Source organism: Maribacter sp. HTCC2170 (genome assembly GCF_000153165.2).
In the GTDB taxonomy this organism is placed as follows: Bacteria; Bacteroidota; Bacteroidia; order Flavobacteriales; family Flavobacteriaceae; genus Maribacter_A.
The window spans coordinates 1,143,423-1,156,131 of record NC_014472.1 but is presented as its reverse complement, the minus strand read 5'-3'; the positions used below and the strand labels follow the sequence as shown (position 1 = coordinate 1,156,131).

The window sequence follows — 12,709 nt, the reverse complement described above, 5'->3', positions numbered from 1 at the left end:
ATTATTCTTCCATTCTTCCTGGTTCTCTGGTTTCAGAACCTTCCAATTCCAATAAAGAATCACCTAGTTTAAAGCGCATATCATTGGCAAGGACTTTTATTTCAGCCACCACCTCTGGGTTTTCTTCAGCAATATTTTTGGTTTCACTAATATCGTTCACAACATCGTATAATTCTATTTCTTCCATATCAATCATCCTATATTCCCCGGGTTGCCCATCTTTGCCAGGTTCTTGTCCGTTCATGGTACGATATCTATGTGGAAAGTACATTTTCCATTTTCCATAACGAACCCCAAAAAGTTCATTCACTCGGTAATAAAAGAAATAGGCTTTTTGCGGACTTTCAATTGATTCTCCTGAAATAATATTCCATACATTTTTACCATCTATGCTCAATTCTGGAAGTTTGGAATTAGTGAGCGAGGCTAAGGTAGGTAACAAATCTATTGCCATCATGGGAACGTCAATTACTTCTCCTGCCTTTAATTTGTTCGGATATTTCATGATAAAGGGTTCGCGTTGGCCGCCCTCCCATGCAGTTCCCTTGCCTTCTCTGAATGGAAGTGCGCTGCCTGCATGGTTGCCATAAGACAACCAAGGACCATTGTCTGATGTGAAGATTACAATTGTATTTTCTTCAAGACCGTTCTTTTTTAATGCTTCTATAATTTGACCTACAGACCAGTCAATTTCCATAATTACGTCTCCATAAAGTCCTCTATCTGATTTTCCTTTGAACTTTTCTGATACAAACAAAGGTACATGAGGTTGGGGATGAGGAACATATAAAAAGAAAGGATTATCCTTGTTTCTGTTTATAAAATCAACACTACGTTCGGTAATTTGAGTAGTTAAATTTGATTGTTCGGTTAAAGTATCAATGACAGTTTCATTTTCATAAAGTGGTAAATCTGGAAAATTGAATATTGGTCCTTGCTGCGGATGATAAGGCCACATATCATTGGAGTATGGTATACCAAAAAATTCATCAAACCCATGTTTATTGGGCATGAATTCTGGGTGATGCCCTAAATGCCATTTTCCGAAAATTGCAGTTTTATAACCATTGTTCTTCAGCATTTCTGCCATGGTGGTTTCTGAACTATTTATTCCATGGGTATTTCCTGGACCTAGAGCATTATGAATACCAATTCGATTTGGATAGCAACCTGTCAATAAACCTGCTCTCGAAGCAGAGCATACCGCTTGTGCAGAATAGTAACTTGTCAATTTAACTCCTTCTGATGCCATCCGGTCTAAATGGGGTGTTTTAATATTCGGAGACCCAAAAACACCTACATCTTGATACCCTTGGTCATCTGTAAAGATTAAAACTACATTAGGTGGAGGTGACTTTTTGGTGACTTTTTGGTCGTTGTCCTTACAGGAAAGCAGAATAAATAAAAAGCTTATAACGAATAAGAACTGAAATCTTAACTTATGAGAGAACATGTTAAATCTGTTGGTCATAGAAGTGCTTGTTAATTGGTATGAAAATACTTAATTTCATTTAAAGATTGACTAAAAGCAAAAGGCTAAATCTGTAATTTATACAAATGACCAAAGTGGATTGGTCATGAATATAGGTTTACCATTGAAAATAATCTTGTAATAATTTATTAATGCAATTATGAAAATTGAAGATAAACCAGGCAGAAGAAAATTTTTGACAAGTACGCTGACCTTGGCAGCTGGCTCCACCTTGATTGGTTCTAAGCTTTTTGGGGCACCAGCAATTCTTAAATATTATAATAAGCCAAATTCGGTTTTCAATGGCGTACAGCTTGGTGTGATAACTTATTCCTTTAGAAGTATGGAAGATCAGTCCGCAGAAGCTACCCTTAAGTATGTTTTGGATTGTGGAGTAAATGCTATTGAATTGATGGGAGATCCTGCAGAGAACTTTGCAGGTAAACCTGCAAACAGTTTGGATAGAACTGCTTTTTATAAATTGAGGCGAAAACAACGTGATGGAGAGATTACAGCAGATGAATTGAAAGAATTGATGGATTTTCAGGAACAGATAAAGGCGTACGATTTAGAAGTTGCTAAATGGCGTCAAACTGTGGATTTAGAAAAGTTTATCAATTTTAGAAAAATGTACAATGATGCAGGAGTATCAATTTATGCATTCAAGCCTAGAAACACTTTCGGAAAAGATAATTTAGATTCCGATATAGATTGGGGAATGAAAACAGCAAAGATTCTGGGGGCTAATCATGTGACTGTTGAGCACCCAAGTGATGATGCCCATACTTTGCGATTGGGGTCTTTTGCTAAAAAGCATGGAATCTATGTTGGATATCACGGCCACGAACAGCAAACGCCTACTTTATGGGATACTGCACTTGAGCAGTCAGAATACAATGCCTTAAACCTTGACCTTGGACACTATGTTGCTGCGGGAAATGAAAAACCACTTGATATCTTAAAGGCTAAAAATGACCGAATAAAAAGTATGCATTTGAAAGACCGGCAAACACCCGAGAATGGAAAGCATAATTTAAGCTGGGGAAATGGGGACACCCCAATTGCTGATGCATTACAATTAATACGTGACAATAAATATACTTTTCCAGGAACTATCGAATTGGAATATAAGATACCTGAGGGTTCCAATGCTGTTGAAGAAGTAAAAAAGTGCTTGGATTATTGTAAAAGTGCATTAACCTAAATATAAATCTATTAAGCCTTCAGGTGTGGTGACATTAATAATTTTATTGTCTCTATCTACCATGGTTATGATTTCATCATTGATTGGAATCAAGAGTTCCTTATCATCCTTTTCAATTTCAAAAAGTGATTGTGAAGTACTGTCATTAATACTTACTATGGTGCCGATATCCCCGTGTTTACTATCAATTACAGTAAAATCAATGACTTCGTGAAAATAGAATTTATTGCCCGTAAGTTTTGGAAGAAAAGAGAGAGGTAAGTATAGTTCAGATCCCATGATGCGATCTGCATCATTTTCTGTCTTTACCTCTTCAAAATCTATTCGAAGTAGATTTGATTTATGGAGCCTACATTTATCAATAAAAAATGGAACCAGATTATTTCCTAATGAAACAAATACTGATTCCATGTTTTCGTAAATCTCCGGTTCATCGGTATCAAGTTTTACAAGTACCTCCCCTTTGAAACTATATTTTGAAACGATTTTACCTAAGTAAAAACAAGATGACTTATCCATCGTTTCGAGTAAATTTTATTCTTCTTCCTTAGAAGCTTCTGGCGCAGCTTCTTTTTTAGGGGCTTCTTCAACAACTTCCGTTGGAGCAGCAACTTCTCCTTTTGCTTCCGCTACGGCAGCATCAAGAGCGGAAACCGGAGCTTCCTCAGCAGCTTCAGTAACTTCAATTTCTCCTTCAACAACTTCCGGTGCTTCAGGTAATGCAGCAGCGGCCGCCTCAGCAGCACGTTTTTCATTTATTTCTTTTTCAGCGGCAAGAGCTACAGCTTTAGCGTCAGCCTTGGCTTTGTCAAGTCCACTAACTTTCGAGGCAACGGCTTTTTCTTTCTCCACCATCCAAGCATTGAATTTTTCTTCAGCTTGTTCTTCAGTCAATGCTCCTTTACGAACACCTCCCATTAAGTGGTGCTTTAATAAAACACCTTTATATGAAAGAATAGCTCTGGCTGTATCAGTAGGTTGTGCACCATTGTTCAACCACTCTACAGAGTTGTCAACTTTAACTTCGATTGTTGCAGGATTGGTATTAGGGTTGTAGATACCTAATTTTTCCAAGAATTTACCGTCTCTTTTTGCACGTGAATCAGCGGCTACGATCCAATAGAAAGGTTTACCTTTTTTTCCGTGTCTTTGTAATCTAATCTTTACTGGCATATCACATTAATTTTGTAGGGTGCCCGACCCTCTGTTATTAATTCTTTTTAATTGTCCCTTAAAACGGGGTGCAAATATACTTCAATTCTTTAAATGCGCAATAGGTTACATAAATTACTTTATTCCCTCTCAACTAATTGATCCTTACCCCTTACTAGGTTGGAATTATGTTCCTTGACCAACCTATTTATTTGAGTAATAATTTCTGGATTGTCCTTTGCAATATCAAATTTCTCAGAGGGGTCATTATTCAGATTATATAGTATTGGAGTGTCATGTTCTTGGCGTTCACCAAATTCACCGTAAACACCTTGTGTAATATAATGGGCTTTGTATTCCCCAAGTCGAGCCGCATAAAGTTCTGTACCACGATAATATAGAATATGCTGCCGCGGACTAGCATCCCCATTTCGTAATGTTTTGCTTAGGTCATGTCCGTCAATAATTCGGTCATTAGGAATTTCAACTCCGGCCATGGTGCTAAAAGTTGTGAATAGGTCCATTGTTGATCCCATGTCAGTGACCAAGCCTTTTTTGACCAATCCAGGCCCCCAAAAAATTCCAGGTTCGCGCATTCCGCCTTCCCAGGTACTTCCTTTTCCTGCACGCAGAAGTCCGGCACTGCCACCATGGGTTTTAAAGGGTAGCCATGGTCCATTGTCCGAAGTAAAAACCACAATAGTATTTTGATCCAAACCTTCTTCCTCAAGTGCATTTAGTATTTCTCCCACTCCATGGTCTATTTCTTCCACTACATCACCATAAATCCCATTCTTACTATGCCCTTCAAATTCCTTGGATGTGAATAGTGGAATGTGGGGTAAACTATGGGCCAAATACACAAAAAACGGCTCTCTTTTATTCTCTTTTATGAACTTTATTGTTTCTTGAGTATACCTTTTTGTAATGGTGTTTTGATTAGTCGGACGTTCAATAATCTTGGTGTTTTGTAGTAATGGGACATTGTAGTTCTCTATTTTTATATCTGATGGATTATTTTGGGCAAGATTTTTATAATTGGCTTTTCCAATATAATCCATGTCATTGGAATAGGGTATGCCAAAATAGTAATCGAAACCATTGTTGGTTGGCAAGTATTGTTCTTTATGACCCAAATGCCATTTTCCGATTGCCGCTGTGCTGTATCCCGCAGTTTTTAATTGTTCTGCCAGAGTGATTTCATTGGCGGGCAGACCATTTTTAGAATTGGGAAAGAGTACCCTTGTTTTACTGCTAGCCATACCACTGCGAACGGGTAACCTTCCGGTCAATAAGGCAGCCCTGCTTGGTGTGCAAACACTTGCCCCTACATAAAAGTTGGTCCATTTTTGACCCTCATGTGCCATTCGGTCAAGATTTGGAGTGTGAATGGTTGGGTTTCCGTAGGTGCTTAAATCACCATAACCTAAATCATCTGCAAAAATGATAATGAAATTAGGAGTTTGCTGATTGGCTTTTTGTCCAAATATGTCAACATTGAAACTCAATAGAAGTAATAATGTAATTAAGATGGCTTTATTTCTTTTCATAGGTAAAGAGTTATGTTCATTGTTAGAGCTTTTGAAGATAGTGATTATTGTCTATTTATGTATATTCAACTCTTTATCATTCCACGTTGATAACTAGTGACAACTACCTTTTTAGAGCGATTGGTTTTTGGTTATTTTTATCCACTGCTTTTTAGCGAAACTCTATTTATATGTACCTGATTTTTGATACCGAAACCACGGGTCTGCCCAAACGTTGGAATGCACCCATCACCGATACTGATAATTGGCCACGCTGTATTCAGATTGCTTGGCAATTACATGATGAAATGGGGAACTTGGTTGAAAGTCAAGATTATTTGGTACAACCAGATGGGTTCAATATACCTTACGATGCAGAGCAGATACATGGAATATCAACTGAGTTGGCAGCGCAAGAAGGTGTGCCTTTGGCTGAGGTTTTGGAGAAATTCAACGTTGCTATGTCCAAAACTAAATTCATTGTTGGGCAAAATGTAGGCTTCGATGTAAATATTATGGGAGCTGAGTTTCATAGAATGGGAGTTGAAAATCCATTGCAAGAGCTTCCCGTTTTGGATACCTGTACAGAAGAGTCTGCCTTACTTTGTCAGATTCCCGGTGGCCGGGGAGGTAAATTCAAACTACCTACTTTAACAGAATTGCATGAGTACTTGTTCAATGCGCCTTTTGCCGAAGCTCATAATGCAACAGCGGATGTAGAGGCAACTACACGCTGTTTTTTAGAACTGGTTCGAAGAGGACATTATACAATTGAACAACTTGATGTTCAACCTGATTATTTCAAGAATTTCTCAGAAGTTCATCCACAGACCATTGAACTGATTGGATTAAAGCATATCAACCTTAAAAAAGCTTCCAAGAAAATTGCCGACGCACTTTGGGAAAAAGATACGGGTGGAGCTTCCCATGAGGAAATGCAAGAAAATCTGGCTTCATTGGAGTTGGCAGAATTTGCCCATCTTCACAATCATACCCAGTTTTCTATTTTACAATCCACCATAAGTGTGGCGGATCTGGTACAGGCTACTGTTAAGAACAATATGCCTGCGGTGGCCATGACCGATCATGCGAACATGATGGGGGCCTTTCATTTTGTAAATGGAGTGATAAACCATAACAAAGGTGTGATTTCTAGAAATGAGGAGAAGCAGAAGCGATACGAGGCAACTCAGAATGGTACTTTAGAGGAAGGGCAAGAACCTTTAGAAGAATTGCCTACCCTAGAGAAAGAAATAACTCCGATTGTGGGGTGTGAATTTCAGGTCTGTGAAGACCATACCGATAAAACCCAAAAAGACAACGGATATCAAATCGTGATGCTCGCCAAGAACAAGAATGGCTACCATAATTTGGCAAAAATGTCTTCTATTGCTTTTGTTGATGGTAAATATTATGTACCTAGAATTGACAAAAGAATTATTGAACAGTATAAGGAAGATGTAATTGTACTTACAGGAAACCTTTATGGCGAAGTGCCTAGCAAAGTTTTAAATGTTGGTGAAAAACAAGCGGAGGATGCGCTTATTTGGTGGAAAGAGACTTTTGGTGATGACCTATACATTGAATTAATGCGTCATAATCAAGAAGATGAAACACGGGTTAACCAAGTATTGATCCAATTTGCGAAGAAGTACAACATTAAATTAATAGCATCCAATAACACCTATTATACTGAAAAGGAAAATGCTAATGCCCACGATATTCTACTGTGCGTAAAAGATGGTGAAAAACAGGCTACCCCTATTGGTCGAGGTCGAGGTTATAGATACGGGTTGCCAAATCAAGAGTATTACTTCAAATCCTCCGAGGAGATGAAAGAACTCTTTAAGGATATTCCTGAAGCAATCACCAATATTCAAGAGGTCATAGACAAGGTTGAGACTTACACTCTGGCTCGTGATGTATTATTACCTGCTTTTGATATTCCAAAAGAATTTCAGTTTGAAGAGGATAGAGCGGATGGAGGAAAACGAGGTGAGAACAAATACCTACGTCATATCACCTATGAAGGGGCAAAAAAGCGTTACGAGGAAATAACCCCAGAGATTGATGAGCGACTTGATTTTGAGCTTAAGGTCATTGAGAATACAGGATACCCGGGGTATTTTTTGATTGTAGAGGATTTTATTCGTGCTGCACGTGATATGAATGTCTCGGTTGGCCCTGGTCGTGGTTCTGCCGCAGGTTCAGCGGTTGCATATTGCTTATGGATCACCAATTTAGACCCGATTAAGTACGACTTGCTTTTTGAGCGTTTCTTGAATCCGGATAGAATATCAATGCCAGATATTGATATTGATTTTGATGATGAGGGCCGAGGTCGAGTTATGGATTATGTGATTGACAAGTACGGATCAAATCAAGTTGCACAGATTATCACTTATGGCACCATGGCGGCAAAATCTTCGATTCGTGACACGGCAAGAGCTTTAGATCTTCCGTTGGGTGATGCTGATCGTATGGCGAAGCTGATTCCGAACATGTCAAAGCTCAAGAAGATTATTGGGGTTGATGATGCTGTTCTAAAGAGTAAATTCAACAGCGAGGAATTGCTGAAAGTCAATGAGCTTTTGAATATTGCTGAAGGGGAAGGGTTGGAATCTGAAACATTGAACCAAGCCTATGTTTTAGAAGGTTCGGTTCGTAATACGGGAATCCATGCCTGCGGGGTGATTATTACCCCAGATGATATTACAAAGTTCGTTCCAGTGGCACTGGCAAAGGATTCAGAAATGTACTGTACTCAGTTCGATAACTCGGTGGTGGAAAGTGCAGGACTTTTGAAAATGGATTTCTTGGGGCTAAAGACCTTGACCCTGATCAAGGATACAGTTAAGATTGTAAAAGCCAAACATGGTATAGAATTGGATCCGGAGAATTTCCCACTGGATGATGAGAAAACGTATGAACTTTTCCAACGTGGAGAAACCGTAGGGGTATTTCAATATGAATCTCCTGGAATGCAAAAACACATGAGGTCATTAAAGCCTACGGTATTCGCAGACTTAATTGCCATGAATGCTTTGTATCGTCCTGGGCCAATGGAATATATTCCAAGTTTCATTGCGCGTAAACACGGTACCGAGGAAATAGTTTATGACCTTGATGCCTGCGAAGAGTATTTGGCAGAAACCTATGGTATTACGGTTTACCAAGAGCAGGTGATGCTACTGTCCCAAAAATTAGCTGATTTTACCAAGGGTGAAGCCGATGTTTTGCGTAAGGCCATGGGTAAAAAGCAAAAGCATGTCCTTGATAAAATGAAGCCTAAGTTCATTGAAAAGGCTTCGGCAAAAGGTCATGCGGTAGATAAACTTGAAAAAATTTGGAAGGACTGGGAGGCATTTGCAGCTTATGCTTTTAACAAGAGTCACTCAACTTGCTACGCCTGGATTGCCTACCAAACAGCTTATTGTAAAGCTCATTACCCAGCCGAATATATGGCCGCTGTGCTTTCCAATAACATGAACGATATAAAGCAGGTTACATTCTTCATGGAGGAATGTAAGCGAATGGGCCTCGAGGTTCTTGGTCCAGACGTGAATGAATCTTACTACAAATTTGCCGTAAACCAGAATAATGCTGTTCGTTTTGGGATGGGTGCCATAAAAGGTGTTGGCCGCGGCGCTGTAGAAACTATTGTTGAGAACAGAAAAGAAGAAGGTCCTTATAAATCGGTTTTTGATATGGCCAAAAGAATAGATTTGCGCGCGTCTAACAAAAAGGCATTTGAAAGTTTGGCGGTTGCCGGTGGTTTTGATTCATTTGGAGCTACGCATAGGGCACAGTATTTCCATACCGAAGGTGACGGCGTTACTTTTTTGGAAAAAGTGATTAAATCCGGATCTAAATATCAGGAAAACAAAAATTCCTCTCAAATGGATATGTTTGGAGGAATGAGTGAAGCCCAGATTCCAGAACCCGTTGTACCACCTTGTGAGGAATGGGGAACAATGGAAAAATTGCGAAGGGAAAAAGAAGTTGTGGGCATCTATATTTCTGGGCATCCTTTGGATGATTTTAAATCAGAAATCAATGCTTTTACCAACGGAACCATCTCTTGTTTCACAGATCTTCCAAAATATGTGAATAGAGAAATATCATTTGCTGGGGTCATAACCGATGTGCAACATAGAATTGCGAAAAATGGCAAAGGATGGGCACTCTTCACACTTGAAGATTATATGGATACTTTTGAGTTTCGCATTTTTGGCGAAGAGTATTTAAAATTTCGTCATTTTTTAATGATCAATTCATTCATTTACTTAAAGGTTTTTGTGAGAGAAGGCTGGGTGAATCGTGAAACTGGAAAAAAAGGCGACCCTAGAATGCAATACAATAGCTTTATTTTACTTCAGGAAGTGATGGAGAGTTTTGCAAAAAAACTGACCATAAAGCTGAATATAGATGAGCTCAAAGAAGATAATATTGATGAATTAAAAAGTACGCTGGTGGATCACAAAGGAAGTCATCCTTTACATTTCGTGGTATATGAAATGGAAGAAGAAATAAAGGTGAATTTATCTAGTAGAAAACAAAAGGTACAGATCACAAGTGAATTGTTGCATCAATTGGAAGAAAAAGAAGTGCATTATAAACTGAACTGACCATAAATAATCTCAATATTACAATAGGTAAAACGAATCTTACGTTAGTAAGGAAACAGAAGAATAATTGACTAAATTTGCATAATATTTAAATAAACAAACATGGCATTAGAAATAACAGATGCTACTTTTGATGAAGTAGTTTTAAAAAGCGATAAACCAGTAGTAGTTGACTTTTGGGCAGCTTGGTGTGGGCCTTGTAGAATGGTAGGTCCTATCATTGATGAGGTAAGCACAGAATATGACGGTAAAGCCGTTGTAGGAAAGGTAGATGTAGATGCTAACCAAGAGTTCGCAGCAAAATATGGAGTGCGAAACATTCCTACAGTTTTGGTTTTCAAAGGTGGCGAAATCGTGAATAGACAGGTTGGGGTTTCTCCTAAGAAAGTCTATACGGATGCAATTGATGCACTATTGTAAAAAGAAAATTCTTTAGATTAAAAAAGGTTCGGCATTTGCCGAACCTTTTTGTTTTATATTAGTTGTATAGTTAAAAAATATGAACCTTCGGTCAGAATTAGATAAGGCATCCCTTTTCCAAAATTTGGAACTTTTAGCCCAACAAGTGGTCGAGGGTTTTATCAGCGGAATTCATAAAAGTCCCTTTCATGGGTTTTCCGCAGAATTTGCAGAACATAAAATCTATAACAGCGGTGAAAGTACCAAGCATATCGATTGGAAACTATTTGCAAAGACAGATAAACTTTATACCAAACGTTATGAGGAGGAAACCAATTTAAGGTGTCATATGATTTTGGATAATTCAGCATCGATGTATTATCCAGAGGTAAAGAATTTGGGAATTGATGACTTGAACAAAATTGGTTTTGGAGTTTTGGCTATTGCGGCACTTATGAATATCCTCAAAAGACAACGCGATGCGGTGGGCTTAAGTGTGTTTTCAGACTCATATAATTTTTATTCACCAGAAAAGGGGAGTGAAAGGCATCATCAAATGCTATTGTCCAAATTGAGTGAGATCAGTTTGGAAAGCAAGCCTGCAAAACAGACAGAATTATACACCTATCTACACTTAATCGCAGAAAAAATAAAACGCAGAAGCTTGGTTGTTCTGTTTACGGATATGTTCCAGACCACCAAAGAGGATGATAGAATATTTGATGCACTACGTCATTTGAAATATAATAAACATGAGGTGGTCTTATTTCATTTGTTGGATGCTGAAAAGGAATTCGATTTTGACTTTGAGAACACACCTAAACGTTTTTTAGATGTTGAGACGGGTGAACATATCGATATTTTTTCGGATACGGTAAAGGAAGGTTATCAAAACGCCGTCAAGAATTATTTTGATGAGCTCAAAATGAAATGCGCACAATACAAAATAAAATATGTTGATGTTGATGTACGAGGTGATTTTTCAAAAGTCCTGAATACTTTTATGGTTGAGCGTCAAAAATTCTTATAAGCAGCTGAATATTTTGAAGAAATTGTTTGTGGATTTCATTTAGCAATGTATATTTGCACCGCTCTAAGCACGGTCTGGTAGTTCAGTTGGTTAGAATACCTGCCTGTCACGCAGGGGGTCGCGGGTTCGAGTCCCGTCCAGACCGCAAAAGCCTTCAACGAATGTTGAGGGCTTTTTTTATGTTGTTTTTAGACTTTTATTAGGTGTAGTTCTTTAATTGGTTGGGCAAACTAGAATATTTTCTGTCCATATATTTAATGGAGATTTCTACGATAATAATTGTAAAAGGTTTTAATATATTCTAATATTATATGTTATTCAGTTAATCAGACTATAATAACTCCCAACGAGCATATGAATATAAAAAATCTTGTAGCAGCCACATATACCCCAATGCACAAAGACACTTCTTTGAATTTGGATATTATCAAGACATACGGCGATTTTCTTAAAAGAAACAAAGTGTCTGGTGCCTTTATAAATGGTACTACTGGAGATTTTGCATCATTGACCATTCAAGAGCGAAAATTGATTGTTGAAGCATGGTCTGCAAATAGGGCAGATGATTTTTTACTCATTAATCATGTGGGCCATACAAGTTTAAAAGTAGCAATGGACCTTACCTCGCATTCTGCGGACAAGGTTGATGCTATTGGGGCATTGGCACCATTTTATTTTAAGGTGAACTCGGTTGATAAGCTTGTAGAATATTGTAAAAATATTGCGTCTTGCGCTCCTGGTCTACCTTTCTATTATTACCATATACCAGATTTGTCTGGAGCACAAATCAAAATGATCGATTTTGTTAAAATCGCATCAAAGCAAATTCCAAACTTTGCCGGTTTGAAATTTACAAAAAATGATTTGATCGATTATAAATATTGCTTTGATTACGACAGTAACAAGTATAATATACTATTTGGAGTAGATGAAATGTTTATTGCCAGTTTACCACTAGGAACAAAAGGTTGGGTGGGCAGCACTTATAATCATTTGGCTCCTCTTTATTATAAAGTAAAAGAAGCCTTTGAGAATGATGATTACCAGATGGCAGCAGATTTACAGACCAAGGCCATGTTATTTGTAGATACTTTAAATAACAAGGGTGGTTACAACGGGGTGGCTAAGGGTTTTATGAAAACATTGGGCATAGATTGCGGGCCAAGTAGATTTCCTCATACAACATTAAAAGATGGTGATTATGTTGAAATAACAAAAGAACTGGATGCAATTGGTCTTACTCCTTATTTTGGTAAATAAATTGTTGTTTTTCAAATAACCCTACTTTATAGGAAT

General features: G+C 38.1%; 9 protein-coding genes and 1 tRNA gene. 6 read left to right on the top strand and 4 right to left on the bottom strand.

Features of this window, described 5'->3' with window-relative positions; translation table 11 throughout:
* Position 1 precedes the first annotated feature (1 nt).
* Entirely contained in the window at positions 2-1,471 is a 1,470-nt protein-coding gene (locus FB2170_RS05235) for a sulfatase (RefSeq protein WP_013305480.1), read from the bottom strand.
* Between the two features lie 160 nt (positions 1,472-1,631).
* Between FB2170_RS05235 and FB2170_RS05230 the strand changes: the two genes are divergently transcribed.
* Entirely contained in the window at positions 1,632-2,675 is a 1,044-nt protein-coding gene (locus tag FB2170_RS05230) for a sugar phosphate isomerase/epimerase family protein (RefSeq protein ID WP_013305479.1), read from the top strand.
* Here FB2170_RS05230 and rimM read toward each other — a convergent pair.
* The 3 genes from rimM to FB2170_RS05215 form a co-directional block, all read right to left on the bottom strand.
* The gene (gene rimM, locus FB2170_RS05225; protein WP_013305478.1) at positions 2,667-3,194 is read right to left on the bottom strand and encodes a ribosome maturation factor RimM; all 528 of its coding nucleotides are present in this window, start codon (positions 3,192-3,194) and stop codon (positions 2,667-2,669) included. The genes FB2170_RS05230 and rimM overlap by 9 nt on opposite strands.
* Positions 3,195-3,209: 15 nt before the next feature.
* Positions 3,210-3,848 carry a 30S ribosomal protein S16 gene (locus FB2170_RS05220; RefSeq protein WP_013305477.1) on the bottom strand — a complete coding sequence of 213 codons (639 nt, stop codon included), beginning with the start codon at positions 3,846-3,848 and terminating at the stop codon, positions 3,210-3,212.
* Between the two features lie 119 nt (positions 3,849-3,967).
* Positions 3,968-5,377 (bottom strand): sulfatase, encoded by a 1,410-nt coding sequence (locus FB2170_RS05215; RefSeq protein WP_013305476.1) that lies wholly within the window; start codon positions 5,375-5,377, stop codon positions 3,968-3,970.
* 170 nt (positions 5,378-5,547) lie between these two features.
* Between FB2170_RS05215 and dnaE the strand changes: the two genes are divergently transcribed.
* The 5 genes from dnaE to FB2170_RS05190 all read left to right on the top strand — a co-directional run bounded on the left by dnaE (position 5,548) and on the right by FB2170_RS05190 (position 12,673).
* The gene (gene dnaE / locus FB2170_RS05210) at positions 5,548-9,984 is read left to right on the top strand and encodes a DNA polymerase III subunit alpha (RefSeq protein ID WP_013305475.1); all 4,437 of its coding nucleotides are present in this window, start codon (positions 5,548-5,550) and stop codon (positions 9,982-9,984) included.
* Positions 9,985-10,086: 102 nt separating this feature from the next.
* Positions 10,087-10,404 carry a thioredoxin gene (gene trxA, locus FB2170_RS05205; RefSeq protein WP_013305474.1) on the top strand — a complete coding sequence of 106 codons (318 nt, stop codon included), beginning with the start codon at positions 10,087-10,089 and terminating at the stop codon, positions 10,402-10,404.
* A 79-nt stretch (positions 10,405-10,483) separates the two neighbouring features.
* Entirely contained in the window at positions 10,484-11,413 is a 930-nt protein-coding gene (locus FB2170_RS05200; RefSeq protein ID WP_013305473.1) for a DUF58 domain-containing protein, read from the top strand.
* Positions 11,414-11,484: 71 nt separating this feature from the next.
* Positions 11,485-11,558 (top strand) — tRNA-Asp (locus FB2170_RS05195).
* A gap of 209 nt (positions 11,559-11,767) precedes the next feature.
* Entirely contained in the window at positions 11,768-12,673 is a 906-nt protein-coding gene (locus FB2170_RS05190; RefSeq protein ID WP_013305472.1) for a dihydrodipicolinate synthase family protein, read from the top strand.
* The last annotated feature ends 36 nt before the right edge of the window (positions 12,674-12,709 follow it).

Excerpts from the sequence above, each read along its gene's own strand:
- FB2170_RS05190 (WP_013305472.1), top strand. The coding sequence starts at position 11,768 with ATGAATATAAAAAATCTTGTAGCAGCCACATATACCCCAATGCACAAA.
- FB2170_RS05215 (WP_013305476.1), bottom strand. The coding sequence starts at position 5,377 with ATGAAAAGAAATAAAGCCATCTTAATTACATTATTACTTCTATTGAGT.
- FB2170_RS05200 (WP_013305473.1), top strand. The coding sequence starts at position 10,484 with ATGAACCTTCGGTCAGAATTAGATAAGGCATCCCTTTTCCAAAATTTG.
- trxA (WP_013305474.1), top strand. The coding sequence starts at position 10,087 with ATGGCATTAGAAATAACAGATGCTACTTTTGATGAAGTAGTTTTAAAA.
- FB2170_RS05220 (WP_013305477.1), bottom strand. The coding sequence starts at position 3,848 with ATGCCAGTAAAGATTAGATTACAAAGACACGGAAAAAAAGGTAAACCT.
- FB2170_RS05235 (WP_013305480.1), bottom strand. The coding sequence starts at position 1,471 with ATGACCAACAGATTTAACATGTTCTCTCATAAGTTAAGATTTCAGTTC.
- FB2170_RS05230 (WP_013305479.1), top strand. The coding sequence starts at position 1,632 with ATGAAAATTGAAGATAAACCAGGCAGAAGAAAATTTTTGACAAGTACG.
- dnaE (WP_013305475.1), top strand. The coding sequence starts at position 5,548 with ATGTACCTGATTTTTGATACCGAAACCACGGGTCTGCCCAAACGTTGG.
- rimM (WP_013305478.1), bottom strand. The coding sequence starts at position 3,194 with ATGGATAAGTCATCTTGTTTTTACTTAGGTAAAATCGTTTCAAAATAT.